Genomic DNA, 25,842 nt, shown 5'->3' with positions numbered 1-25,842 from the left:
GACCCGGCCCCTCGGTCCGGGCTCCTCGGACCCGGCTCGCCTCGGAGCGGGCGCTGCTCAGACCGGACGCGCGAAGCAGAGCACCGCGTCGTCGCCGACGTGGGCTCCGAAGCCGTCGATCGCCGTGAAGCCGAGCGCCTCGGCCGCTGCGGCGAGCTCCGGCGCGGCGGCCAGGCGCAACGTGCGGATCCGCTGCACCCGCGCCCACGACTCCGCCGCCGCGACGAGCCGTCGGGCGACTCCCGTGCGCCGGTGGACGGAGGCGACCACGAGCTCCAGCACCTCGGCGAAGTCGTCCGGGCCGGGAGCGAGCACCAGCACGCCGGACGCCGCCCCGTCGATCCGGGCGACCAGGACGCGGGCGTGCGGGGGCGGGACCGCGGCGAGGAGGCCCTCCGCTCCGGCTGCGTCCTCGAGGCGGACGACGACTCCGCTCACGAGCCCAGGTGGGCGCGGAGGAACTCGACGACCCGAGCACGCAGAGCGTCGTCGAGGAGCGCGATCGAGTGCAGCGAGCCGGGGAGGACGAGGAGGTCGACGCTCGAGCCCGCTCCGCGCAGCGCCTCCGCGAAGCGGGTCGACTGGCTGAGCGCGACCCGCTCGTGCGCCGCGTGCGCGATGAGGAACGGCGGCTCGGAGCCGTCCACCTGCGCGAGGGGCGAGGCGGCGGTCGCAGCGGGGCAGGAGGCGAGGTCCGCGCAGTCGAGGTAGCTGCGCACGGCGGCCGCGACTCCGACAACCGGGTCGTCGTCGGCGAGGCCGGCGGCGCTGAGATCGGAGGGACCGCTCAGCTCGACCACGGCGGCCAGGCGCGACGAGGTCGACGGCAGCGTGCCGAGCAGAGAGGCGAGGTTGCCGCCGGCCGAGCCGCCGAAGGCCGCCACCCGCTCCGGATCGATGCCGAAGCGCGCGGTCTGCTCCGGCTCGAGCAGCCAGTCGAGGGCGGCCGTCACATCGTCGAGCTGCGCGGGGAACACGGCGGCGGGCGCGAGGCGGTAGTCGACCGAGACGGCGACGAACCCCTCCGATCCGAGCCACTGGCAGATCGGGCGCCAGTTCGCGTCGGCCTTGCCTCCACGGGCCCAGCTGCCGCCGTGCACGACGAGGACGGCGGGCCGCGGCTCCGCCGACGGGGCAGGGGAGGAGCAGACGTCGGCGCTCTGCCCGGTGCTCGCGTCGTAGACGACGTCGGCCGTCACGCTCACGCCGGACCAGTCGGGTGCGGGTGCCGCTCCGAGCGCCTGCGCCACCGGCTCCGAGACGGGAGTGGTGCTCGCGCAGCCCGAGAGGAGGAGTGCGAGGGCGGCCAGGACCGCGGCGACGCGTCGCGGGGATCGGGTGGGCTCGCGCATGAGTGCGATCAGCGTACGGGGTGCCCGGCGCCCCGGATGCGGCACCCCCGCGATCAGGGGGTGCCGGGCTCGCGCTGCAGCCGGACCAGGACGACCCCCGCGAGGATCAGCGCGCCGCCGCCGAACTGGATCGGCGCGGGCAGCTCGCCGAGGATCAGCCACGCGGCCGCGATCGAGAACAGCACCTCCGTCAGGCCGACGAAGGAGGCGATCCGCGTGCCGAGACGGCGTCCGCCCTCGATCCCGAGCAGATACGCCAGCACCGTCGACATGCCGAGGATCACGCCCGCGGGGAGGAGCCAGCTGACCTCCGCTCCGACGAACACCACCTCTCCGAAGGTCGCGCGCAGCGGTGTGACGCGGAGCGCCCCGAGTGCCAGCAGGATCGCGGCGCCGACCGTCATCGCCCCCGCCGTGAGCGCGATCGGCGGCAGCTCCGGATCCACCCGGCCGGCGATGACGTAGTAGACGCACAGGCCGAGCGAGGCGGTCAGCGCCCAGGCGATGCCGACCAGCTCGGGGGTCGACTCGCCGGACAGGTCGAGCACGAGCACCAGGCCGCCGAGCGCGAGCGCGGAGCCGGCGAGGGTGAAGCGGCCGGGGTGCCGGCGCGTGCGCGCCCAGGCGAGGAGGACGAGGAACACCGGCGCGAGGTACTCGATCAGCAGGGCGACGCCGACCGACATGTGCTCGATCGCGCTGTAGAAGCAGAGCTGCGCGGCGATCACGGCGAAGACTCCGTAGAGGGCGATCGTGCCGAGGTTGCGGCGGAGCACGGGCCAACGGCCGCGGAGGGACAGGACCGCCGGGATCGCGAGGATCAGGGCGGCGCCGCCCGCGCGCCAGAGGACCGCGGACGCCGGCGTCCAGCCCGCCTCGAGGAGCGGCTTCACGAACGGCCCGCCCAGACCGAACGCCGCCGACGCGGCCAGCGCCGCGACGAGGCCCGAGCCGAGGCGCCGTGCAGGCGCGGGCGCGCTCGCGGCGGGGAGGGTGACGGCGGCGGTGCTCTCGGCGGTCATGGTCGGCTCCTTCAGGAGTCAAAAGGATTACACTCGTGACAGCGAGCTGATCGCACACTACTGAGCCGCACTGTCAGGAGTCAACATGGTGTTCGCCTATGACGTCGAGGCGTCACTGACCTCCACCGCCACCCTCGTCAACACGCTCCCCGAGCTGTCGCCGTCCGGCGAGGACGAGATGGCGACGATCGAGCAGCTGGACGACTTCCTCCTCGAGAACCGGTACACGGGCAGCCGCGACGGATCGACCGAGGAGCTGGAGGCCGTGCAGTCGATCCGCTCCTCCCTCCGCACCCTCTGGCTCACGCGGGCCGAGGAGGACCTCGTCCCCGTCGTCAACGGGATGCTCGACTCCGGCCGCGCGCTCCCGCAGCTGGTCCGGCACGGACCCTACGGCTGGCACCTCCACGCGACGCGCGACGAGAGCCCGCTCGCCACGCGCATCCTGGTCGAGGCCGCCATGGCGTTCGTCGACGTGATCCGCGGCGACGAGCGCGAGCGGATCCGCGTCTGCGCGGCGGAGGACTGCGAGGCGGTGCTCGTGGACTTCTCCCGCAACCGCTCGAAGCGCTACTGCGACACGGGCAACTGCGGCAATCGCGCGAACGTGGCCGCGTACCGGGCCCGGCGGGCGTCGCAGTAGCGGACAGGCGGTCGTTGCGCGCGGGCGCGCGTCGATCGTGCTGCGGCTCGGGGCCGGGGGGGCTGTATGCGGGGCGACTCCGCGGGGGACCGGTTGCGGAGGTGCACGACTCCCGGGCTTCGCGGCTCCCGACCTGAGCGGCTCCTGGCCGCACGTCTCCCCGCCCTAGCCAGGCTCAGGGGCCGCGTGTAGACTCACTCGGTCGGCTCTTGACACCGTGCGTTCTCGTGCGGATGGGTTTGTTAGTCAAGTGGGCCGAGTCTCCGACAGTCGTCGTGAGACGAATCACATGTGTGAATCGGCCCCGGTCAATGACTCGCCCGGGTTCTCCCCCTGCTGCCCCGCAGCAGTCCAGCGCACGGACGCCCCTCACGACGGGGCTCCTCCGGCGTCGCCTCCTCGCGCACGACCTGAACCCAGGAAGAACTGCCATGCCCAAGAACAAGAAGCCCGCCGGCGGACGTCCGGCCAAGAACTTCGAGCCCAACCGCTTCGGCGCCTCGAGCGGCAAGTCCCAACTCGGCGGCCGCTCGCGCTTCCCCGGCGCCAAGCCGGGCTCGCGCAGCGAGGGCCACCGCGGATTCCGCGCCGTCGACGAGAACGCCCCCAAGAAGGCGCGCTGGAACGCCGACGAGCGCGCCGAGCGGGCCACCGAGCGCGCCGATCGGCCCGCCCGCGGGAACGACCGCGACGAGCGGCCCTCGCGCGGCTACGACCGCGACGCGCGTCCGGCGCGCTCGAACGACCGTGACGAGCGTCCGGTCCGCGGGTACGACCGCGACGCACGCCCGGCCCGCTCGAACGATCGCGACGACCGTCCGGCCCGCTCGAACGATCGCGACGATCGTCCGGCGCGTTCCTACGGGCGCGATGAGCGTCCGGCGCGTTCCTTCGACCGGAGCGACCGCCCGGCCCGTTCCTTCGACCGTGACGCGCGTCCGGCCCGCTCGAACGACCGCGACGATCGTCCGGCCCGCTCCTACGGACGCGACGAGCGTCCGGCGCGTTCCTTCGACCGGAGCGACCGCCCGGTCCGTTCCTTCGACCGTGACGCGCGTCCGGCCCGTTCGAACGACCGCGACGATCGTCCGGCCCGCTCCTACGGACGCGACGACCGTCCGGCCCGCACCGGCGACCGCGACGAGCGCCCCTCGCGCGGCTACGACCGCAGCGACCGTCCGGCTCGCTCGTTCGACCGCAGCGACCGCCCGGCCCGCTCCTTCGACCGGGATGCGCGTCCCTCGCGCGGCCACGACCGCGGCGACCGCCCGACCCGCTCGTTCGACCGCGACTCCCGGCCCTCGCGCCGCGACTCCGGCTCGGACTTCTACCCCAGCCGCGACGCCCGCGCGCCGCACCAGGCCGACGACGTCGTGCTCGAGCGCCTCGAGGCGACGGCCACGCTCGCCGTCGACGTCGAGGGCGTCACCTTCGGCGACCTCGGCCTGGGCGGGAACATCGTCCGGATGCTGACCGAGCTCGGAGCGGCCGCGCCGTTCCCGATCCAGGCCGCGACCATCCCCGAGGTGCTCGCCGGCAAAGACGTCCTCGGACGCGGCAAGACCGGCTCCGGCAAGACCATCGCCTTCGGCGCCCCCGTCGTCGAGCGCCTGATGGAGAACAACGGAGCGAAGGGCCGCAAGCCGGGCCGCGCTCCGCGCGCGCTCATCCTCGCGCCGACCCGCGAGCTCGCCATGCAGATCGACCGGACCATCCAGCCGATCGCCCGCTCCGTCGGCCTGTTCACGACGACCATCTACGGCGGCGTCCCCCAGTACAAGCAGGTCGGAGCCCTCCAGCGCGGAGTCGACATCGTCATCGCGACGCCGGGCCGCCTCGAGGACCTCGTCGAGCAGGGGCGCCTCGACCTCTCGAACATCACCATCACGGTGCTCGACGAGGCCGACCACATGTGCGACCTCGGCTTCCTCGAGCCGGTGCAGCGCATCCTCCGCCAGACCGCCGACGGCGGCCAGCGGCTGCTGTTCTCGGCCACGCTCGACAAGGGCGTCGCGACGCTCGTCGACGAGTTCCTGGTCGAGCCGAGCGTCCACGAGGTCGCCGGCGAGGACCAGGCGTCCTCGACCATCGACCACCGCGTGCTCCTGATCGAGCACCGCGACAAGGCCGAGATCATCGAGCAGCTCGCCGCCCGCCAGGGCAAGACGCTGATCTTCGCCCGGACCCGCGCGTTCGCGGAGCAGCTCGCGGAGCAGCTCGACCACGCGGACATCCCCGCGACGAGCCTCCACGGCGACCTCAACCAGTCGCGCCGCACCCGCAACCTCGCACTGCTCACCAGCGGACGCGTGGACGTGCTGGTCGCGACCGATGTGGCCGCGCGCGGCATCCACGTCGACGACATCGACCTGGTGATCCAGGCCGACGCTCCCGACGAGTACAAGACCTACCTCCACCGCTCCGGCCGTACCGGCCGCGCGGGCAAGACGGGCACGGTCGTGACGCTCATCACGCGCAACCGCCGCCGCCGCATGGAGGAGCTGCTCGACCGGGCCGAGATCGAGGCCGAGATGATCGAGGCCCGCCCCGGCGACCGCGTCCTGCGCGAGATCAGCGCCCCGGCCGAGTAGCTGCCGACCGCACGACGACGAGGCGCGGACCCCTGCATCGGGGTCCGCGCCTCGTCGTCTTTCGTGGTGGGTGCTGTGGTGCGGCGTGACGGCGAGTGCCGGGTCGTGGTGACCCTCCGACGCCGCACTGCGCAGGGCTCCGCGCTGTGCGGCCTCCCGTGGGGCGGCGCTGCGTTGCGCGACTCTGTGCTGGACGGCTCTGTGCTGGACGACTCTGTGCTGGACGACTCTGTGCTGGACGACTCTGTGCTGGACGACTCTGCAGTGCCTGGCTTCGCGGAGGGCTTCTGCACGCACGAACGCCGAAGGGCGGACACCGCGAGGTGCCCGCCCTTCGGCGTGTTCACCGGCCGGAGCCGGTGAGGGGAATTAGCTGGCCGGGGGGGTCAGCACGGTGTCGATGAGGTAGACGGTCGCGTTGGCGGTCTGGACGCCACCGCAGATGACGGACGCGTCGTTGACCTTCAGGTCGTCGCCGGAACCGGTGACGGTGAGGTTGCCACCCTGGACGGTGGCGTGGTCGCCAGCGATCGCGTCAGGGGCGATCTGGCCGGGGACGACGTGGTAGGTCAGGATCGAGGACAGCGTGGCGGCGCCCTCGGGGGTCTTGAGGGAGTCGACGGTCGCGGCGTCGAGCTTGGCGAACGCGTCGTCGACCGGGGCGAAGACGGTGAACTCGCCGCTGTTCAGCGTGTCGACGAGGTTGACGTCGGGGTTGAGGCCACCGGAGACCGCAGCGGTCAGGGTGGTGAGCAGCGGGTTGTTCGACGCGGCGGTCGCGACGGGGTCGAGCGACATGCCCTCGACCGAGCCGGCGCCGTCCGGGACCTGCTCGGCGTAGGCGGCACAGCCGGGGCCGACGAGGTTCGCGGCCGGGTCCATGGTCGCCATGGGGGTCGAGGAGGCGGAAGCCGACGAGGTGGCCATCGGGGTCGACATCTCGGTCGCCGCGTCGCTGGCGGCGGTGGTCGAGCCGCTTCCGCTCGAGCAGGCGGTGAGGCCGAGGGCGGCGGTGCCCAGCAGGGCGAATGCGGCGAGGGCGGAACGCTTGGTGGATCGCATGGGATTACTCCTTCGTGAGACGGCCCCCACGTGATGCGGAGGACCTGTTCTGTGTGGACCGTTTCGCGGCCGTTGACATGTGTTCGGAGCCCTCCCTGCGGGGGTTTGGATTTCTTTCGGTGATCTAGGTAACGGCTTCGTAACGGCAGGGAACCTGGACGGCGGGGGCTGCTCCGCCGGGTCGATTACCCTGGAGACGTCGCGCGCACGCGTCGACGCGACGAGAGGACGGGCGAGTGCAGACCCGAGGTGCACGAGTGGCTCGCGGCGTCGCCGCCGCTCTCGCAGCGACCGCCACGGCCGCCGCCTCCCACACGCTCGCGGGCGCCGAGACCCCCGCTCCTGCCGTGCTCGCCCTCTCCGCGGCGTTCGCCGTCGTCGTCTGCGTCCTCCTCTCGGGGCGCCGTCCGTCCCTTCCCCGGCTGACGCTCTCCGTGCTCCTCAGCCAGATCGCGTACCACGGCCTCTTCCTCATCACGGGCAGCGGTGGGGAGGTGAGCGTGGTCGGGACGACGGGCACCGGCGCGCACTTCCACGACGGGTCGACCATCGAGCTGATCGCCGGCGGAGGCGGACACGCGGCTCACGCGCCGGTGATGCTCCTCGCCCACCTCGCTGCGGCTGCCTTCACGATCGCGGCGTTCCGGTACGGCGAGCGCCTCTTCTGGACGCTGGGAGCAGGCCTCCACCGCGTCGTCGTACGGATCGTCGCCCGCGCGTCCGCGGTCGCGCTCCCGTCGGCACCCGGCGTCTCGATGACGGGCACCCCCGAGCCGCGGGCGCCCCGATCCCTCGACGCGGTCCTCTCGATCCTCCGGCACCGCGGGCCGCCGCTGCGGGTCCTCCGCGCCGCCTGACGCCCCTCCCGTGCGGGAGCGGCTCCGGTCGGCGCCTCCGCATGCACCGCGGACCCGCGCTGCGTCCAGAACTCCCGGCCCCGCGCCGGATCTCCCCCGAGGACACGACCGTCATGACCCGTTCTTCTTCTTCTTCTTCCTTCTCGCGGCTCCGCCTCGTCGGCAGCGGCGCACTCGTCGCCGCCGGATCGATCGCGCTCGCTGTCGCCGCGCCCACGGCGGCCAGCGCCCACGTGACCGCGGCGGCGAGCAGCACCGCCGCCGGCTCGTACACGGTGGTGACGTTCTCGCTGGCCCACGGCTGCGAGGGCTCGCCGACGACGGGACTCACGATCACGATGCCCGACGGCATCAACTCGGTCAGCCCGACGATCAACCCGAACTGGGACGTCGTGAAGAACGAGGTCGCGATCGCCGACCCGGTCACCGACTCCCACGGGAACACCGCGACCAAGCGGGTCTCGGACGTGGTCTACACGGCGAAGACGCCCCTCGCCGACGGCTACCGCGACACCGTCGCCCTCCAGCTTCAGCTCCCCGAGGACGCAGCCGGCTCCACGCTGGAGTTCCCCGTGCTGCAGACGTGCGAGACCGGCAGCACCGCCTGGGACCAGCCGACCGTCGACGGCCAGGACGAGCCCGAGCTGCCCGCTCCCACCGTCGCGGTGACCGCGGCGGAAGCGGGGTCCGGCCACGGGGGCGGACACGACGACGACGGCGACGGTGACGACGCGGTCGCGACCACCGCCTCGGCGACGACGGCCACGAGCGGCGACGACGTGCTCGCCCGCATCCTCGGAGTCGGCGGGCTCGTCGTCGGCGCGGTCGGCGTGGCCGTCGGGCTCGCCTCCCGCCGCCGCGGACCCCGGGCGTCGGCGTGACCCGTCGGAAGGCCCTCGTCGCCGTTACCGCGATCGGGCTGCTCGGCTCGATCGCGGTGGCGGCGCCCGCCAGCGCGCACAACTACCTCGTCTCGACGACTCCCGCTGCGGACTCGACCGTGACGGAGCAGCCGGGAACGCTGGTGCTGACGACGAACGACGACCTGCTCGTCCTCGGGACGGACGGAACGGCGGCGGCTCTGCGCGTCGTCGGGCCGGACGGGCTCTACTACGGCGACGGCTGCGTCAGCGTCGTCGGGCCGGAAGCGTCGATGCCGCTCGAGCTCGGCGCGGCGGGGGAGTACGAGGTGACCTGGCAGGTCGTGTCCACCGACGGGCACCCCGTGTCGGGCCAGTACGCGTTCGACTGGGCGCCGTCCGACGGGACCGCGCTCGCCGACGGGTCGGACTCGGTCCCGGACTGCAACGGCACCGTCGCGGTCTCAGGAGGACAGGCCGAGTCAGCCGACGAAGCGCAGGCGACGTCCGGATCGGACCCCGCACTCCTCGGGGACGTCCTGTGGATCGGCGGCGCTCTCGCCGCGGTCGCCGCCGCCATCGGAGTGACGCTCCTCGTGCTGCGACGGCGACCCCGCGACTGAGGCTCGTGAGCCTCCTGGGGTGGCGGTCGGTCAGTTCAGGAGGCTCGCGAGGGGCCCTTCACCGAGACCGGTCAGGACGGCCGCCGCGTCCTCGTAGACGGCGACGGCCCCGGCCTCGCGGAGTTCGTGCTCCGAGGTACCGCCGGAGAGGACTCCGACCGTTGCCAGGCCCGCGCGCTCGGCGGCCAGGACGTCCCAGGTCGCGTCGCCGACCATGACGGCGCGGTCGACGGAGACACCCGCGCGGTCGAGCGCGATAGAGATCAGGTCGGGTGCTGGCTTGGCGGTGGAGACGTCGGCGCCGCTGGTGACAGCGTGGACGGACCCGCCGAAGTCGAGGACGTCGAGAAGCACGTCCAGCTCGTTCTGCGGTGCCGAGGTGGCGAGGACGACGTGGACGCCTCGACCGACGAGCGTCGCGACGAGCTCGCGAGCTCCCGGAAGTGGAACGATGCGTGCTGTCGTCTCGGTGTAATTCTTGGTGTGCAGCGACTTCACCAGTGCGCGCTGCTCCTCCTTCACTTCGTCCTCGAGGAGCATGTCGAGCAGCTCCGACGAGTCTGCGCCGATCGCTCGTTGGATGCGCCAGGCGGGCACGACGAGGTCGGCCTGCCAGAAGGCGCGCGACCACGCCTCGACGTGGAGGAAGTTCGTGTCGGCGAGGGTCCCGTCGATGTCGAAGAGCACCGCGGAGGTCCCCGTCGTCGCGTCTTTCCTGTCCTTCGTTCCTGCCATGTCGCTGCCCCTCTTGTCGCTTCCGCGCCTATCGGCCCGTGCCGTCCACGCTACGCGGGCGCGCCGAAGCGGGCCCGCCCCTTGACCTGCCCGTCCACGCCACCCGACCTGCCCCTTGTCACGGCCCGCCGGTCCCTATCGGATCGTGTCCGCCCTCCGTCCCGTTCCCCGGCTCCCCGGGCCGGGTGACATGCTGCCGTCCCGTCGGGCTCGTCCAGTGCAGCGTGCCGTCCGGCTCCTGCCGGTGGGTCCACCCCGTGGTGTGGCGGAGCCGGTGGTGGTGTCGGCAGAGGTGTGCGAGGTTGTCGGCCGACGTGGTGCCTCCGTGCTGCCAGTCGTTCGTGTGGTCGACGTCCGCGTGGCGGGTGCTGCGGGTGCATCCCGGGAACCGGCAGGTCCCGTCGCGGTGCTGGAGGTGGCGACGCAGGTCCGCCGGCACCCGGTAGGAGTCGCGTCCGACGGAGAGGACCGCTCCGCTCTCCGGATGGGTGAGCAGCCGCGTGAACGAGGGAGCACCTGCTGTGAGACGCCGCGCGGTCTCCGGATCGACGGGTCCGTATCCGTCGAGGACGGCGGGCTGGTCGGACCGCCCGAGGAGGGTCAGCGCCGGCACGGTCACCGCGACATCGGCGCGCACTCCCGTCGGCATCGACGTGCCGTCTCCCTCGGCCGATGTCTCCCCGTCGACCAGCAGCGCAGCGGCGATGTCTGCGCGGAGCTGGCCCAACGTCCGCTCCTCGTCCGGCAGATCCGCGAGGGAGCGGGCGGCCCGGTCGATCCTGTCCATCGCGCCGAGCACATCGGGAGCTGCGGTGTAGAGGTGCAGGATCGCCATCCCGTCGTCGAGGCCCTCCACCCAGAGCGCGCGACGACGGGCGCAGTCCCGATGACGTTCGCTGAGCGTCTGCGGGTGCAGCCGTTCCCGGAGCGACCGGAGGGCGCGTCGCAGCTGGGGCGGCGTGCAGGCGACCGCGATCGTGGCGGCCTCCTCGTCGAAGCGCCCACGGACCTCGGCCGGGACGTCGAGCGCTCCTCGCACCACGAGTCGCGCGTGCTCGGGGGAGAGCGCTCCGTCCGCGAGTGCGCGCAACGTCGCCGGGAGGTCGTTCACCAGCAGGCGTGCCTCGTCGACCAGTGCAGAGGCGTGCGCCTCCGAGACCCGGAGTCTCGTCGCGAGCTCCGCGATCAGCGCCCGGTGCGCCGCCTCCGCCCGATCCACCTGCACCTGGACGTGCTCGCCGACGAGCGCCGCCGGTGCCGCCATCGCGAGGCGGCGTGCCTCCTCGACTGCCCGGTACCGGGATGCCTCGACGGCGGACCGCTCAGCGTGCCGTGAGCCGGCGAGCGCGAGCGCCTCCGTGAGCGCGTCGTCTACTGTCGCCGATTCCTTCATGCCCTGATCTCACCGGACGAAGTCTCGCCGTAGGCCTCGGGAGCGCCGTTTCATCGGACAGCATCGCGAAGAACCGTCTGTGGAGGAGCGTCGCCCCCCTCACACCTTCCGCGGCACCGTGAACACGGTCTCCACTCCCGCCGAGTACAGCACCGAGTCCGGCGCGCGCGTCGCCAGCCCGGGGAAGCCCGCGGCGTCGAGCAGCCCGTCGTCGAGCGCCAGCAGCTCCGCGCGGCGCAGCGGCCACGGCCGGTGCAGGTTGCGGCCGTACCAGGTGGAGCCAAGGTGGCGCTCGTGGTAGGCCCAGCGTGCGGTGAGGAACGAGGCGAGCGGGTCCTCGCCGACCGGGTCGCCCGGGCGGACGACGATCCGGGAGCGGGCGGCCGAGTCCGAGTGCCGGATCGTGTCGTAGATCACCGCGCCGTGGCGGTGCTCGATGCTCATCCGGGCCCAGCGGTAGGGGAGCCCGAACACCGCCTGCGCGGTGAGCACGGGAAGGAGGTGGGAGGCGTCGAGCGAGACGAACACGACTCCGCGTCGTCCCTGCTCGTCGACGGAGTAGAGCCGGACGTTCACCTCGGGGAAGGTGCCGAGCCAGGGCACCCGCGGGCCGCCGAGGAAGGCCGTCCGCGAGAGCCGGAACGGGATCAGGCCCACCCAGGAGGAACCGTCGTGCTCGTCGGGCCTCGTCCCGGCCGGGAGGTGTGGCGCCACCAGGGCGGGGTCGACCCGCCAGTGCAGGAACGTCGCCTCGGTCCAGCGCTGTTTCAGGATGCGCGGTCCGCCGAGCGCGGGCGCGGAACGGGTGACGGGTTCGACGGATCTCACGCGCCCATCGTGCTCCGATGTGCTGCGAGCTCGCCCGTGCAGGCGCGCTCAACGGCGTGCGACGAGTGCCTTCAGTGTCTCCAGCACCAGGGCCACCGGTGCGGAGGAGGCGGCGGAGTTGCGCACGACGGCCTCGAGGGAGCGGACGGGCCGGGGACGGACGACGGGCACGGCGCGGACGCCGTCCGGCAGGCGGTGGGCCGCGAGCTCCGGCAGGACCGTCACTCCCATGCCCGCGGCGACGAACGCGGCGGCGGTGATGTGGTCGTTCGCCTGGACGTGGAAGGGCGGCGCGAACCCGGCGGCGGCGCAGGCCTCCACGACGTTCCGGCGGCACCAGCCGGTGGGCAGGTCGTTGTCGACCCAGCGCTCGTTCGCGAGCTCGGCGAGGTCGATCTCGCTCCGGGAGGCGAGCGGATGACCGTCGGGCAGGACGACGAGGTAGGGGTCGTCGAGGAGGTGGTGCGCCGTGAATCCGGGGGCGGTCGGCTCGGAGGAGGCGACGAGGAGCTGCACGTCGGGGCGCGCTCCGAGGTCGTCGTCGAGCTCCTCTCCCAGGCGCAGATCGAGGGCGAGGCCGGGGAACGCGGCGGTCAGCCGGCGGGCGACCTCCGGCATCCAGGCGCTGCCGACGGAGGCGAAGTACGTCACCGAGAGGCGGCCGGAGCGGCCCTCGCGCAGCTCCTCCACCACGGCCTCCGCTTCGGCGAGGCGCTCGAGGACGCGGTCCGCCTGGGCGGCGAGGGCGCGTCCGGCGGGGGTCGGGCGGACGCCGCGGCCCACCCGCTCCAGCAGGGTCAGTCCGGTCTCGCGCTGCAGAGCGGAGAGGTGCTGGCTGACGGCGGAGGACGTGTAGCCGAGGCCGGAGGCGGCTCCCGCGATCGAGCCGGAGGCGACGACGGAGCGGAGGATGCGGAGCCGGTGCACGTCGAGCATGAGACGACCGTACAGTCCGGCTGAACGATCCGACAGTGAACGGAACTGGTGCTGAATCCCCGGCAGCGCCACGATGGCCTCATGACCGACGTCTCCTCCTCCGCCCCGCCCTCCACGAGGGACGCCCTCCTGCTGTGGGGCGCGATCGCGGTCACCGTCCTGCTCTGGGCGTCGGCCTTCGTCGGCATCCGCGCCACGACGGAGGACTTCGGCCCGGGCACGCTGACCCTCGGCCGCATCGTGGTGGGGTCGCTCGCGCTCACGGTGGTGCGCGTCGTCCTCACCGCCCGGAGGCGCCGCTCGGAGGCGGCTCCGGATCCGCGCACGGCGGTCCCGCGCGGGCGCCTCCTCCTGCTCGTGCTGGGCTGGGGGGTCGCCTGGTTCGGGGTCTACAACCTGGCGTTGAACGCTGCGGAGCGGCACGTCGACGCGGGGACGGCGGCGCTGCTGGTGAACATCGCGCCGATGATCACCGCCGTGCTCGCCGGGCTGCTGCTGGGGGAGGGGTTCCCCCGCCGTCTCCTCGCCGGGATGCTCGTGGCGTTGACCGGCGTCGCGGTGATCGCGTTCTCCACCTCCACCGGGCAGTTCGACGTGATCGGCGTCGCCCTCGGCCTGGTGGCCGCCGTCGTCTACGGCAGCGCGGCGACCCTGCAGAAGCGCCTGCTGGGCCGGATCGACGCGCCGACGATGACCTGGCTCGGCTGCCTCGCCGGCACGGTCGCGTGTCTGCCCTTCGCACCGGAGCTCGTCGAGGCGCTCGCCGCCGCTCCGCTCTCCTCGATCCTGGCTGTGGTCTACCTCGGGATCTTCCCGACGGCCGTCGCCTTCACGACGTGGGGGTACGTCCTCGCGCGCTCCAGCGCGGGTCGCACCGCGGCGTCCACCTACGCGGTGCCCGCGGTGGTCGTGCTGCTGTCCTGGCTCGTCCTGGGCGAGACCCCGCCGCTCGCCGCGCTGCTCGGAGGCGCGCTCGCCCTGGCCGGAGTCGCGGTGGCGACGCTGCGGAGGCGCCCGAAGGCGGTCTGACCGGCGGCGGATGCTCCTCCACAGCCGCCCGATCGCGTCGAGTCCTCGGACGAGGCGGCTCGCGGGGATCCCGCGGGAGGGCCCGGGATATGCTGGGCGGACGTTCATCCCAGTCGGCGCCGAGCGCCAGGAACGGTGAGGATCCCGATGACCGAGGCCCTGCAGCCGCCCGTCCAGAACGCCCTCTCGCTCACGCCTCCGGAGCCGGTGGCAGCGGTGCCGACCACCTCGGCGCCGTCGATCGCGCCGAAGGTGCCCGAAGCCGCCCTGCCCGGCCTCGAGGCGAAGGTCGACGGCTACCTCGACACGCTCCTGGCGACGGAGTCCCGCAGCCCCGAGTTCGCGACGCGGGCCAACGACATCCGCACGATGGGCGACGCCGACATCCGCTCGGCCGCCGACTCGTCGAACCGGCTGCTGAGCACGCCGGTGCGCGCCCTCCAGGAGGGCGGGCTCTCCGAGGGGTCGACCATCGGCAAGACGCTGCTCGAGCTGCGCCGCACGGTGGAGGATCTGGACCCGTCCGAGGACAACCTGCAGAAGAAGATCCTGGGCTTCATCCCGTTCGGCAACAAGATCACCGACTACTTCCGCCGCTACGAGAGCGCCCAGTCGCACCTGAACGCGATCATCCAGGCCCTGTACGACGGGCAGGACGAGCTGCGGAAGGACAACGCGGCCCTGAATCTCGAGAAGCAGAACCTCTGGGAGACGATGACCCGTCTCAACGAGTACATCTACGTCGCCGAGCGGCTCGACGTGAAGCTCTCGGCGAAGATCGCCGAGCTCGACGCCACCGACCCGGAGCGGGCGAAGGCGCTGCGCGAGGACGTCCTCTTCTACGCGCGCCAGAAGCACCAGGACCTGCTGACCCAGCTGGCCGTGTCGATCCAGGGCTACCTCGCGATCGACGTCGTCATCAAGAACAACGTCGAGCTGATCAAGGGCGTCGACCGCGCGACGACCACGACCGTCTCGGCGCTGCGCACGGCGGTCATCGTGGCGCAGGCGCTCGCCAACCAGCGCCTCGTGCTCGATCAGATCACGGCGCTGAACACCACGACGTCCAACATGATCGAGGCCACCTCGCGCATGCTCGCCGACCAGTCGGCCTCGATCCAGTCGCAGGCCGCCTCGGCCACGGTCGGGCTGCCGCAGCTGCAGGCCGCGTTCGCGAACATCTACCAGACGATGGACTCGATCTCGGACTTCAAGATCAAGGCGCTCGACAGCATGGCCCAGACCGTCGGAGTCCTGCAGACCGAGACGGCGAAGGCCGGCGAGTACGTCGAGCGGGCCCGCCGCAGCAACTCGGACATCGACGCGACGTCCTCGCTCGATCTCGGCCGCTAGCCGATGGGCTGGTTCTCCCGACTGTTCACGGGTGCCCCCGCGGCGCCGGAGGAGACCGCGCCCGCTCTGCCGAGCGTCCCGACGAGCGAGGACATCCTCGCGGCGCTCGACCGGGTCGGCACGCGGACGGAGGGCCGGGTGCCTGGCATCGTCGCGGCGCGCATCCAGCGGATCGACGAGACGGTCCGCGAGATGGTGCCCCGTCTCGACCGCCTCGGCGGGATGAGCCGTCAGGGCCACACCGTCGTCGCGACCGCGACCAGCTACCTCCCCGAGGCGGTGGAGGGCTACCTCCGCCTGCCGAGGGACTTCGCCGACCGCCGCGCCGTGCACAGGGGGAAGACCTCGCTGATGATCCTCTGCGACCAGCTCGACCTCCTCGGAGGCACGCTCGACCGCATCTCGGACGCCGTCTCGCGGCAGGACGCCTCGGCGCTGATCGCGCACGGGCAGTTCCTGGCCGAGAAGTTCACGGAGTCCTCGCTCTCCCCGAGCGGTCTCGACGCGCCTCCGCAGCCGGGAGCGCCGTCCGGATCCGGCTCGCTGACCCCGCCGAGCGCCTCGTGACCGCGCTCGCCCCGGCGCTGGAGGCCCTCGTGCTCGCGGGGACGGCCGCCGGCCTCGACGCCGCGGCCGTCCGCGACGAGGGTGCGCGGCTGGCCGCCGCCGTCGCCGAGTCGATCCGCGGCGCCGGGCAGGACTGGCTCGCCGCGACCGGCGCGACCGGCGGTCTGGAGGCGTTCTTCACCGCCGCCTCGAGCGGTCGGCGCTGGCGGTCGGGGCCGACCGTTCAGCTGGCCGCCCTGGTCGGCGCGGGCTCGCACCACGCCTCCGCCTACGCCCGCGCCCTGACCGAGGTCGTCTCGGCGGCCAGCGCTCTCGGCGACCCGGGCATCGGCGGCATCGCCTCCGCCTCCGCGACCGCCGCGGCCCAGCTCTCCGCCGTCCCGGGTGCTCGGGGCGCCGCTCCGACGACGAGCGGGGGAGCGCCGCACACGACCGGCCGGTCGCCGGACGGTGACGCGGGCGCCGACCTGCCGACCGGTCTGCCCGCCGGCGTGCCCGGGGTCGACGAGATCCTCGAGCGCCTCCGCCGGACCGAGCACGACGGTCCGCAGGACGAGCCGGCGCCCGCCGCCGCTCCCGCCGCGGAGCCCGCCTCCGAGCCGGAGCCGCTCGACCCGCCGGAGTCCATCGACGACCTGCTCGCCGAGCTCGACGCGCTGATCGGCCTCGACCGGGTGAAGAGCGAGATCAAGCGGCAGACGCAGCTGCTCCGGATCGACACCCTGCGCCAGGCCGCCGGTCTCAGCACGCCCACGCTCACCCGCCACCTCGTCTTCACGGGGAACCCCGGCACGGGCAAGACGACGGTGGCGCGCCTGGTCTCGCGGATCTACCGCTCGCTCGGCATCCTCTCGAAGGGCGTGCTCGTCGAGGTCGACCGATCGGAGCTGGTGGCCGGCTACCTCGGGCAGACCGCGACGAAGACCGCGGAGGTGATCGCCTCCGCGCGCGGCGGCGTCCTCTTCATCGACGAGGCCTACGCGCTCGCGCTCGACCAGTACGGCGCGGAGGCAGTCACCACCCTCGTGAAGGACATGGAGGACCACCGCGGCGACCTCGTCGTGATCGTCGCCGGCTACTCCGGGCCGATGCAGGGCTTCCTCGACACGAACCCGGGACTCGCCAGCCGCTTCTCGACCACGATCGACTTCGCCGACTACTCCGACGACGAGCTCTCGGCGATCTTCGGCCGCCTCGCCGCCTCCGCGGACTTCGAGCCGACGGAGGAGGCGCTCGCCGCGTTCGCGGGCCTCGCCTCGGCGCAGCAGCGCACGGAGGCGTTCGGCAACGGGCGCTGGGTCCGCAACGTCCTCGACGCGGCGATCGCCCGGCACGCCTGGCGCCTCCGCGACGTGGAGGAGCCGACGCTCGACGAGCTGCGCATCCTGCTCCCCGAGGACGTGGTGGAGAGCCCCGAAGCTTCGAGCAGCCCGGACGGAGCCGGCGACGACGACGAGGGCGCGGTCGACGGCTCTGAGGAGGCCTTCGGGCAGGCGGACGCCGCCCCGAGCGGCACGGCCGTCCCCGTCACCGACGACCCCGAGGAGGAAAGCCGTTGAGCACCGCACCCGCCGCGCCGCCCGCGCAGAGGATCCCCGAGCCGCCCCTCGTCCAGGTCGCCAACCGGCCGGCGCAGCGGAAGCCGTCGCTGCTGGCCCGCGCGACCGCGACCACTCCGGCCACCCTGCGCCTCCTGCTCGCCCTGACGGCGCTGGCGGCCGTGCTGTTCGGCGTGTTCGCGCAGCAGGCAGGAGCGATGCAGGCGCGCGCCGCGACGACGGCCCGGGAGCAGTCGGCGCAGCTGCTCGGCGTGCAGAACGTCCGCACGCTGCTGGTGGACGCCAACGCGATCGCGGCCAACACCTTCCTCGTCGGCGGACTGGAGCCGACCGAGCTGCGGGCGTCGTACGTCTCGAGCCTCACCGGCGCCGCCTCCGCGATCGCCGGGCTCTCGGCAGCCGACTCGGCGGACACCCGGGCCCTCGCCCGGGTCGCCAGCAGCATCACGACCTACAGCGGGCTGATCGAGCAGGCGCGGGCCAACAACCGGCAGGGCTTCCCCGTCGCCTCGGCGTATCTCGACCAGGCGTCGACGGCCCTCTCGGGAGACGGCGGCATCCTCGAGGACCTCGACGGACTCGTCGACTCCGGTGCCGACCGGGTCGCGGCCGCCTACGACGCCGTCCGCTGGAGCGTCCTGCTCATGATCGGCTCGCTCGTGATGCTGGTCCTTCTCCTGGCGGCGCAGCTCTGGCTCGCCCGCCGTACGCACCGCTACCTCAACCGCCCGCTCGCCACGGGGACCGCCCTCCTGCTGGTCGTCGGCGTCGGCGGGGCGCTCGCCTACGGATCGGTCGCGGCGGACGCGGGGACGGCGCGGGTCGAGTCCTACCGCGAGGCGCTCACCGTGTCGAACGCGCTCATCGCCGCGAGCGACGCCAAGTCGCTCGAGAGCTTCACGCTGATCAAGCGCGGCTCCGGCGCCGCCCTCGAGGAGCGCTACACCCAGGCCGTCGACTCCGCCCGGGAGAAGCTCTCGGGCGACCTGCAGGACGAGCTGGCGAGGACACGGCTCGTCGACGAGTTCGGGCAGTGGCAGTCGTTCCACGAGGAGATCCGGGAGGCGGACGACGCCGGGAACTGGGACCAGGCCGTCCGCGTCGCCACGATCACCGGGAACGGCACGCCGAACGAGCTCTTCACCACCTTCTCCGACGACGCCCGCGACGTGGTGCAGGAGAAGGCACTGGCCGCCGCCACCACGCTCGATCGAGGCGCGGAGTTCGCGACCCTCGTCTCGTGGATCCTGCTGGCGGCCGGTCTCGCCGGAGCCGTGTTCGCCTGGCGCGGCATCGCCCAGCGACTGGAGGAGTACCGATGAACCGCCTGCGCGCCGCCGCCCTCGCCCTGGCCACCGCCGCGGCTCTCGCCCTCACTGGCTGCACGACGGGGGCGGACGACCTCGGCACGCCCCTCGCCGCGGCGACCCCGACTCCGACGGCGAGCGCGTCCGCTCCCGCCGGTCCTGCCGCGGCGGACTGCTCGCCCTCGGCGGTCACCTCCTACGCGCCGACCGGCGTGACCGACAGCACCAGGCTCGCGGAGATCCGCGGGCGCGGGACCCTGCGCGTCGGCGTCTCGGCCGACACCCTCCTGATGAGCGCCCGCAACCCGATCACGGGGGCGATCGAGGGCTTCGACGTCGACATCGCCCGCGAGGTCGCCCGGGCGATCCTCGGCAGCGACTCCATCGACTACGTCGTGATCACCTCCGCTCAGCGCCTCCCCGCGCTCACCGGCGGCGACGGCGCCCCGCAGGTCGACATGGTGGCTCGCACCCTCACGATGACCTGCGATCGCTGGAGCTCGATCGCCTTCTCGTCCGAGTACTACGACGCCGGCCTCAAGGTGCTCGTCTCCGACGACCCCGACGGCGTCCCGATCACGGGCATCGGCGACCTCGGCGGGGAGAGGGTCTGCGCGCCCAGCGGCACCACGACGCTCAGCCGCCTGCAGAACGACTACCCGGAGGTCGAGGCCGTCGAGGCCGCCACGCACTCGCAGTGCCTCGCCCTCTTCCAGGCAGGAGAGGTCGACGCCATCGCGGGCGACGACACGATCCTCGCGGGCTTCGTGGCGCAGGACCCGTACGCGAAGGTCGTCGGCGACGCCCTGAGCTCGGAGCCCTACGGCCTCGGCCTGCCCGCCGACGACCCCGACTTCGTGCGCTTCGTCAACGCCTCGCTCGAGAGCATCCGCAGCGACGGCCGCTGGCAGAGCATCTACGAGCGCTGGCTCGGGGTCCTCGGCGAGGCCTCGCCGCCGGCCCCGGTGTACGGCCGATGAGCACCGGTCTCGCGGAGGGGACCCCCGTCGCTCCGGGCCGGCTGGGGGAGGCCGCGCCGCAGCGCGAGCTCTTCGAGTACCTCGCCGCTCTCACCCGCTGGCTCCAGCGGACCACGCGCGAGCTCTCGCGGCTGGACGCCGCCGCGCTGGCGTCGCCGCAGGCCGAGAACTACACGGCCGACGTGGTGCTCGCCCAGTCGCTCCGCGAGTCCGTCACCCGGCGCCTCGCCGAGCTCGAGGCGGTCTGGGACTCCGGCCGCGTCGACGTCGTGGCGCGCGAGCGGATGTCGCAGCTGATCTGGGGCCGTCTCGACGCCTCCGGGAGCGGCGCGGTCTCGCTGGTGGAGGCGGTGCGCCTCTGCGACGCGGTCGTCGGCCAGCTGCGCTCCCGGCTCGAGCTCGACCCCAGCGGCACCGACGTCGCCGGGCGGATCGTGGGGGTGCGCGCCGAGATCGAGCGCTGCCGCGACCTCACCCGTGACGGCGGCGGCACGGTCGACCGCGAGCGGGCGGAGCGGGTCGCCGTGCTGCGCTCCCGCCTCGACGCGCTCGCCGAGCGGGCGGGTCGGGGAGCCGACGTGTCGGGGCCGCTCGGCCAGCTCGAGAGCGACTCCGCCCGGCTCGAGCGCGACCTGATCATCGCCGCGTCCGAGCGGCGCGGACTCGAGCGCGACCGCCGTCGGGCGCGCGAGCTGGCGGAGGCGGCCGAGCGCCGCGAGGCGCCGCTGCGCGAGCTCGTGGCCCGCTGCCGCCGCGAGATCGCCGACCCGCCGCGGCTGGCCGTGCCCGACGTCTCCCGGCTGGGCGATCCTCCGTCCGACCGCGAGGCGCTCGACGCGCACCTCGCCCGGCTCACCGCCGTCGGCCGCGCGTTCGACGCGGTCGAGGCCGCCTACACCTCGCCGCTGCGCGAACGGGCCGCCCTCGGCTTCCGCCTCCGGGCGCTGCGGGAGCGTGCCGAGGGCAACGGCCGCGCTGCCACCGCCGTCGGCGTCGCGGCCGAGGAGGAGGTGCGCGCAGCCCTCGACACGGTGCCGTGCTCCGTCCCGCTCGCCCGCCACCTGGTCGAGCAGTACGACGTCGTCACCCGCGACCTCCCGCACCCCGACCCCGCGCACCACCGGAAGGCCACCCCATGAACGGCGCCCCCTGCACCGCGACTCCCGGCTGCACCGGGACGATCGAGGACGGCTACTGCAACGTCTGCGGCCTCCCGCCCGAGGAGGGCGCCGCCGCCTCCACGCCGACCGCGCGCCGCGCCGCTCCGGCCTCCCCGCCGGCCACCGCCTCCGCCGCCTTCGGCACCGGCTTCGTCGAGGGCACCCCCGGCGCCACGGCACCCGGGCCCGCGGAGGAGTCGGCCACCGCGCGCAGCACGCGCACCTCCTCCGCCCGCCTCGCCACCGCCGCCCTCGGCTCCGCCCGCACGGCGCAGACCGGCTCGAAGGTCACCCGCCGCGTCGGCACCACCTCGACCCGACTGCGCGGCCCGAGGCTCGGCGCCGGGCTCACCACCGTCCCGTCCCGCCCGGCCGCCGACCCGATGGCCGCTCTGATGACCGAGGCGGTCCTCCCCGAGCGCAAGCGCTTCTGCTCGCACTGCGGCACCGCCGTCGGCCGCGGGCGCGACGGTCGGCCCGGCCGCACCGAGGGGTTCTGCCCCAACTGCCGCACGCCGTTCTCGTTCACACCGCAGCTGGTGAAGGGCGACGTGGTCGGCGGCCAGTACGAGGTCGTCGGCTGCCTGGCCTACGGCGGCCTCGGCTGGATCTACCTCGCGCGCGACCGGAACGTCTCGGGGCGCTGGGTGGTGCTCAAGGGCCTGCTCAACTCCGGCGACCCCGATGCGTACGCGGCGGCCGTCACCGAGCGCCGATTCCTGGCCGAGGTCGAGCACCCGCTGATCGTCGAGATCTACAACTTCGTCCTGCACGACGGCGCCGGCTACATCGTGATGGAGTACGTCGGCGGGCCGAGCCTCAAGCAGATCCTGAAGGAGCGGCTGGACGCCAACGGCGGCGCCGCGGATCCGCTGCCGGTGGACCAGGCGCTCGCCTTCGTGCTCGAGGTCATGCCCGCCTTCGCCTACCTGCACGACCACGGCCTGCTCTACTGCGACTTCAAGCCGGACAACATGATCCAGGTGGGCGACCAGGTCAAGCTGATCGACCTCGGCGGAGTGCGCCGGATCGACGACGAGGACTCCGCCATCTACGGCACCGTCGGGTACCAGGCTCCGGAGGTCGCCGACCTCGGTCCCTCGGTCGCCTCCGACGTCTACACGATCGGCCGAACGCTGGCCTCGCTGGTGCTCGACTTCCGCGGCAACCAGACGACCTTCGTCGCCTCGCTGCCGCCGGTGTCCGAGACACCGCTGTTCCAGCGGTACGACTCCTTCTACCGCCTGATCGCGAAGGCATGCGCTCCCGACCCGCAGGACCGCTTCGCCACGGTGGACGAGATGCGCGGCCAGCTGCTCGGAGTGCTGCGCGAGGTCGTCGCGACCGACCGCGGTCCCGGACACCCCGCGCTGCACTCGACGGAGTCGGCCCTGTTCGAGGCGCCCGTGGCCGACGTGGTCGACCGCGTCCCGCCGTGGGACGCGCTGCCGGCGCTCCGCCGCGACGAGTCCGATTCCGCCCGGTCGTGGCTCGCGGGCGTGAACGTCGCCGACCCGATCGTGCGCCTGCGCGCTCTCGCGCTCGCGCCCACCGTGACGGTCGAGGTGCGGCTCGCCCGCGCCCGGGCGGCGATCGAGGCGCAGCGCTGGGAGGAGGCGGCCCGCGCGACGGGCGAGATCCTCACGGAGGACCCGTGGGAGTGGCGGGCGGTCTGGATGAGCGGCCTCGCGCAGCTCGCGCGCGGCGACGACATCGGGGCCCGCGCCTCCTTCAACACCGTCTACGGCCAGGTCCCCGGCGAGCTCGCCCCGAAGCTCGCGCTCGCCGCGGCGTGCGAGGCGAGCGGTGAGCCCGAGGTCGCCGAGTCCCTCTACGTGATCTGCGCCCGCGCCGACGCGAACTACACGGCACCCGCCGCCTTCGGTCTCGCGCGGGTGCGGCAGCTGCGCTCCGACCTCGACGGGGCGCTCGACGCGCTCGACATCGTCGCGCCCACGCGCTCCTCCTACTCCGACGCGCGCCGCCGCCGGGCGGAGCTGCTGGCGGAGTCGGGCCGCGGGCTGCCCGCGCTCTCGGCCGCCCTCGCGAGCGTCGACTCCGTGTCGATCGATCAGCGGACCCGCCTCGAGCTCACGACTCAGGTCCTCGCCTCCGCCCTCGAGCTGGTGCGGCGCGACGGCCCGGCCGAGGGAGCGACCCTCGGCGGGGTCGAGGCGAACGAGGCCGCCATCCGCGACGGCCTCGAAGCCTCCTACCGCGCGCTCGCCGCCTCCACTCGCGAGCGCGACGAGCGCCTGCGCCTCGTCGACCGGGCCAACGAGGTCCGACGCTGGACGCTGACATGAGCGGCGCGCTGTCGACTCCCTGCCCGAACTGCGGCGAGCCGGTCACGACGGGCGACGCGTTCTGCGAGGCCTGCGGGACGCCGCTGATCGTCGCGGCCACCCCCTCCGCTCCGCCCGTCGCCGTCGGAGGATCCGCCGCCTGCGTCTACTGCGGGGGAGCGGTCGCCGAGGACGGCTACTGCGAGCAGTGCGGACGCCCCGCTCCGACCGAGCGCGAGCACTGGGCCGAAGCGCCGCACCCGCTGGTCGGCGGCGTCTGCGACCGCGGGCTCCGGCACCCGGCCAACGAGGACGCGATGGCGCTCGGGGCGACCACCGGCGCCGACGGCTCTCTGAGGACGGCGCTGCTCGTGGTCTGCGACGGGGTCTCCTCGACCCCCGACTCCGACAAGGCGTCGCTCGCCGCGGCCCGTGCGGCACTCAGCGCGCTGCAGGCCGAGGTCGGCGGGGAGAGCGCGATAGCGGACCGCTGGCGCGCGCTGCTGCAGATGGCCACCGCGCGCGCCTCCGGAGCGATCGACGCGGCCGTGCCCGAGAAGCGGTCGAATCCGCCCTCGTGCACCTTCACCGCGGCGGTGCTGGACGGCGCGCTGCTCGTCACGGGCAACGTGGGCGACAGCCGCAGCTACTGGATGCCGGACGCGGGCGAGCCGCGGCAGCTCACGGTCGACGATTCGTGGGCGCAGGAGCAGATCGCCTCGGGAGTGCCGCGGGAGCAGGCCGAGACGGCGCCCGACGCTCACGCCATCACCCGCTGGCTCGGCGCCGACGCGCACGACGAGGAGCCGCGGGTCGCCTCCGAGGAGCTGACCGAGCCGGGCTGGGTGCTGGTCTGCTCCGACGGGCTCTGGAACTACGCGTCCGCCGCCGAGGACCTCGCGCGCGTGCTGCGCGAGGCGCAGGAGAGGGTGGGCGCGGATCCGGTCACGCTCGCGGAGGCGCTGGTCGCCTGGGCGAACGAGCGCGGCGGGCACGACAACATCACGGCGGCGCTGGCGCGGTTCGACCCGGCGGGTGCGCCGGAGGCAGCGGCTGAAGCGTCCGCTGCCGAGGTGCGCGGTGAGGAGACCGGCACAGCCGAGCAGGGTGCCGCCGACTCCGGTGCCGATCCCGATGGTGCGGAGCCGGACGCTGCCGAGCCGGACGCTGCGGAGCCGGACGCTGCCGACGCCGGCGCCGCCGACCTCGGCGCTGCGGATCCCGGCGCTGCGGGCCCGAGCGCGGCCGACCCCGCCGCCTCGAGCCCCGACGCGGCCACCCCTTCGCCCGACGCCGACGCCTCCCGTCCCACCGACTGAGCGCGCCGATCCGTCCAGACCACCCCTCCACCGCTGGACGGATCGGCACCCCCGCGGCCGTGGTCACGCCCCTACAGTCGTCGCCATGAGCATCGCCGAGCCCGCCACCGCCCTGTCCGTCGTCGGCCACTGGATCGACGGGGCTCCCTCGGCCTCCTCGTCCGGCCGCACCGCTCCCGTCTACGACCCGGCGCTGGGAGTCGCGACCAAGGAGGTCGCGCTCGCCGACTCCGCCGAGGTGGACGCCGCCGTCGCCTCCGCGAAGGCCGCCTTCCCCGCCTGGCGCGACACGTCGCTCGCGAAGCGGCAGCAGATCGTCTTCCGCTTCCGCGAGCTCCTCGAGGCGAAGAAGCAGGAGCTCGCCGAGCTGATCACGTCGGAGCACGGCAAGGTCGTCTCGGACGCGCTCGGCGAGATCGCCCGAGGCCAGGAGGTCGTGGAGTTCGCGACCGGGCTCGCGCACCACCTCAAGGGCGAGTACTCGGAGCAGGTCTCCACCGGCGTCGACGTCTACTCGACCAAGCAGCCGCTGGGCGTTGTCGGGATCATCTCCCCCTTCAACTTCCCCGCGATGGTGCCGATGTGGTTCTTCCCCATCGCCATCGCCGCCGGCAACACCGTCGTGGTGAAGCCCTCCGAGAAGGACCCGTCCCCGGCGATCTGGCTCGGCGCCCTCTGGAAGGAGGCCGGCCTCCCCGACGGCGTCTACACGGTGCTCAACGGCGACAAGCAGGCCGTCGACGGGCTACTCGAGCACCCCGACGTGCGCTCGATCTCGTTCGTCGGCTCGACCCCGATCGCGCAGTACGTCTACGAGACGGGCACCCGCCACGGCAAGCGCGTCCAGGCCCTCGGTGGGGCGAAGAACCACATGCTGGTGCTCCCCGACGCGGACCTCGACCTCGTCGCCGACTCCGCCATCAACGCCGGTTTCGGCTCGGCGGGCGAGCGGTGCATGGCGATCTCGGTCGTCGTCGCGGTCGAGCCCGTCGCCGACGAGCTGATCGCGAAGATCCAGGAGCGGGCCGCGACCCTGCGCACCGGCGACGGACGCCGCGGCTGCGACATGGGTCCGCTGATCACCGAGGCGCACCGCGACAAGGTCGCCTCCTACATCGCGATCGCGGAGGAGGACGGCGCCGAGGTCGTGATCGACGGGCGCGGGATCGAGGTGGACGGCGACGCGAACGGCTTCTGGCTCGGCCCGACCCTGATCGACAAGGTCCCCACCACCTCCCGCGCCTACACGGAGGAGATCTTCGGACCGGTGCTCTCCATCGTCCGCGTCGCCTCCTACGAGGAGGGCGTCGCCCTGATCAACAACGGCGCGTTCGGCAACGGCACGGCCATCTTCACCAACGACGGAGGAGCGGCCCGCCGC

At 73.6% G+C, this 25,842-nt stretch carries 23 protein-coding genes; 15 read left to right on the top strand and 8 right to left on the bottom strand.

Annotated elements, in window-relative coordinates:
* Positions 1-57: 57 nt before the first annotated feature.
* Genes C5C74_RS11595 through C5C74_RS11585 form a run of 3 tightly spaced genes read right to left on the bottom strand, consistent with a single transcriptional unit; the run spans position 58 to position 2,374 of the window.
* Entirely contained in the window at positions 58-438 is a 381-nt protein-coding gene (locus tag C5C74_RS11595) for a GNAT family N-acetyltransferase (protein WP_104351577.1), read from the bottom strand.
* A complete protein-coding gene (locus tag C5C74_RS11590; protein WP_104351576.1) occupies positions 435-1,352 on the bottom strand; it encodes an alpha/beta hydrolase in 918 nt (305 codons plus the stop codon). Before C5C74_RS11590 ends, C5C74_RS11595 begins: the two co-directional genes overlap by 4 nt.
* Positions 1,353-1,405: 53 nt before the next feature.
* Complete coding sequence (locus C5C74_RS11585) at positions 1,406-2,374, bottom strand: DMT family transporter (protein ID WP_104226175.1); 969 nt, start codon at positions 2,372-2,374, stop codon at positions 1,406-1,408.
* An 85-nt stretch (positions 2,375-2,459) separates the two neighbouring features.
* Here C5C74_RS11585 and C5C74_RS11580 point away from each other — a divergent pair, with 85 nt between their 5' ends.
* Together C5C74_RS11580 and C5C74_RS11575 are read left to right on the top strand one after the other, a co-directional pair.
* Positions 2,460-3,017 carry a CGNR zinc finger domain-containing protein gene (locus tag C5C74_RS11580; RefSeq protein WP_104269364.1) on the top strand — a complete coding sequence of 186 codons (558 nt, stop codon included), beginning with the start codon at positions 2,460-2,462 and terminating at the stop codon, positions 3,015-3,017.
* A 431-nt stretch (positions 3,018-3,448) separates the two neighbouring features.
* Positions 3,449-5,608, top strand: a complete 2,160-nt coding sequence (locus C5C74_RS11575) for a DEAD/DEAH box helicase (RefSeq protein WP_104351575.1) — start codon at positions 3,449-3,451, stop codon at positions 5,606-5,608.
* A 369-nt stretch (positions 5,609-5,977) separates the two neighbouring features.
* Here the strand turns inward: C5C74_RS11575 and C5C74_RS11565 are convergent, their stop codons facing one another.
* The gene (locus C5C74_RS11565; RefSeq protein ID WP_104223824.1) at positions 5,978-6,670 is read right to left on the bottom strand and encodes a fasciclin domain-containing protein; all 693 of its coding nucleotides are present in this window, start codon (positions 6,668-6,670) and stop codon (positions 5,978-5,980) included.
* Between the two features lie 257 nt (positions 6,671-6,927).
* Here C5C74_RS11565 and C5C74_RS11560 point away from each other — a divergent pair, with 257 nt between their 5' ends.
* Genes C5C74_RS11560 through C5C74_RS11550 form a run of 3 tightly spaced genes read left to right on the top strand, consistent with a single transcriptional unit; the run spans position 6,928 to position 9,010 of the window.
* A complete protein-coding gene (locus C5C74_RS11560) occupies positions 6,928-7,527 on the top strand; it encodes a hypothetical protein (protein WP_104351574.1) in 600 nt (199 codons plus the stop codon).
* 41 nt (positions 7,528-7,568) lie between these two features.
* A complete protein-coding gene (locus C5C74_RS11555; protein WP_104351573.1) occupies positions 7,569-8,408 on the top strand; it encodes a YcnI family protein in 840 nt (279 codons plus the stop codon).
* Positions 8,405-9,010 carry a copper resistance CopC family protein gene (locus tag C5C74_RS11550; protein ID WP_104246887.1) on the top strand — a complete coding sequence of 202 codons (606 nt, stop codon included), beginning with the start codon at positions 8,405-8,407 and terminating at the stop codon, positions 9,008-9,010. The genes C5C74_RS11555 and C5C74_RS11550 overlap by 4 nt, the downstream gene beginning before the upstream one ends.
* A 30-nt stretch (positions 9,011-9,040) precedes the next feature.
* On the opposite strand, the gene C5C74_RS11545 is transcribed toward C5C74_RS11550, so the two are convergent.
* The 4 genes from C5C74_RS11545 to C5C74_RS11530 all read right to left on the bottom strand — a co-directional run bounded on the left by C5C74_RS11545 (position 9,041) and on the right by C5C74_RS11530 (position 12,902).
* Positions 9,041-9,745, bottom strand: coding sequence for an HAD family hydrolase (locus C5C74_RS11545; RefSeq protein ID WP_104246886.1), 705 nt, complete (start codon positions 9,743-9,745; stop codon positions 9,041-9,043).
* A 118-nt stretch (positions 9,746-9,863) separates the two neighbouring features.
* Positions 9,864-11,138 carry an HNH endonuclease signature motif containing protein gene (locus C5C74_RS11540; RefSeq protein ID WP_104351572.1) on the bottom strand — a complete coding sequence of 425 codons (1,275 nt, stop codon included), beginning with the start codon at positions 11,136-11,138 and terminating at the stop codon, positions 9,864-9,866.
* A gap of 99 nt (positions 11,139-11,237) precedes the next feature.
* On the bottom strand, positions 11,238-11,966 hold the full coding sequence (locus tag C5C74_RS11535) for a YqjF family protein (protein WP_104226183.1): 729 nt from the start codon (positions 11,964-11,966) through the stop codon (positions 11,238-11,240).
* Between the two features lie 48 nt (positions 11,967-12,014).
* Positions 12,015-12,902, bottom strand: coding sequence for a LysR family transcriptional regulator (locus tag C5C74_RS11530; RefSeq protein ID WP_104262737.1), 888 nt, complete (start codon positions 12,900-12,902; stop codon positions 12,015-12,017).
* 81 nt (positions 12,903-12,983) lie between these two features.
* On the opposite strand from C5C74_RS11530, the gene C5C74_RS11525 reads away from it, so the two are divergent.
* From C5C74_RS11525 to mmsA, 10 genes are all read left to right on the top strand, one after another.
* Positions 12,984-13,931 carry a DMT family transporter gene (locus tag C5C74_RS11525; RefSeq protein WP_104223832.1) on the top strand — a complete coding sequence of 316 codons (948 nt, stop codon included), beginning with the start codon at positions 12,984-12,986 and terminating at the stop codon, positions 13,929-13,931.
* A 147-nt stretch (positions 13,932-14,078) separates the two neighbouring features.
* Positions 14,079-15,284 carry a toxic anion resistance protein gene (locus C5C74_RS11520; RefSeq protein ID WP_104223833.1) on the top strand — a complete coding sequence of 402 codons (1,206 nt, stop codon included), beginning with the start codon at positions 14,079-14,081 and terminating at the stop codon, positions 15,282-15,284.
* A 3-nt stretch (positions 15,285-15,287) separates the two neighbouring features.
* Positions 15,288-15,851 (top strand): hypothetical protein, encoded by a 564-nt coding sequence (locus tag C5C74_RS17475; RefSeq protein WP_104223834.1) that lies wholly within the window; start codon positions 15,288-15,290, stop codon positions 15,849-15,851.
* Entirely contained in the window at positions 15,848-17,410 is a 1,563-nt protein-coding gene (locus tag C5C74_RS11515; RefSeq protein ID WP_219813473.1) for an AAA family ATPase, read from the top strand. Before C5C74_RS17475 ends, C5C74_RS11515 begins: the two co-directional genes overlap by 4 nt.
* Positions 17,407-18,732 carry a hypothetical protein gene (locus C5C74_RS11510; RefSeq protein WP_104273647.1) on the top strand — a complete coding sequence of 442 codons (1,326 nt, stop codon included), beginning with the start codon at positions 17,407-17,409 and terminating at the stop codon, positions 18,730-18,732. The genes C5C74_RS11515 and C5C74_RS11510 overlap by 4 nt, the downstream gene beginning before the upstream one ends.
* A complete protein-coding gene (locus C5C74_RS11505; protein ID WP_104351571.1) occupies positions 18,729-19,697 on the top strand; it encodes a glutamate ABC transporter substrate-binding protein in 969 nt (322 codons plus the stop codon). Before C5C74_RS11510 ends, C5C74_RS11505 begins: the two co-directional genes overlap by 4 nt.
* A complete protein-coding gene (locus C5C74_RS11500) occupies positions 19,694-20,836 on the top strand; it encodes a hypothetical protein (protein WP_104226189.1) in 1,143 nt (380 codons plus the stop codon). Before C5C74_RS11505 ends, C5C74_RS11500 begins: the two co-directional genes overlap by 4 nt.
* On the top strand, positions 20,833-23,163 hold the full coding sequence (locus C5C74_RS11495; RefSeq protein ID WP_104260376.1) for a serine/threonine-protein kinase: 2,331 nt from the start codon (positions 20,833-20,835) through the stop codon (positions 23,161-23,163). Before C5C74_RS11500 ends, C5C74_RS11495 begins: the two co-directional genes overlap by 4 nt.
* Positions 23,160-24,461 (top strand): PP2C family serine/threonine-protein phosphatase, encoded by a 1,302-nt coding sequence (locus tag C5C74_RS11490; protein ID WP_104226191.1) that lies wholly within the window; start codon positions 23,160-23,162, stop codon positions 24,459-24,461. The genes C5C74_RS11495 and C5C74_RS11490 overlap by 4 nt, the downstream gene beginning before the upstream one ends.
* 85 nt (positions 24,462-24,546) lie before the next feature.
* Positions 24,547-25,842: CoA-acylating methylmalonate-semialdehyde dehydrogenase (mmsA, locus tag C5C74_RS11485; RefSeq protein WP_104351570.1), on the top strand; the 1,296-nt coding region annotated here is incomplete at its 3' end.

The sequence above is a fragment of the Rathayibacter sp. AY1E8 genome (assembly GCF_002931415.1).
Lineage (GTDB): Bacteria > Actinomycetota > Actinomycetes > Actinomycetales > Microbacteriaceae > Rathayibacter.
The sequence above is the reverse complement of the archived record's forward strand: the minus strand, read 5'-3'. Positions and strand labels throughout refer to the sequence as shown.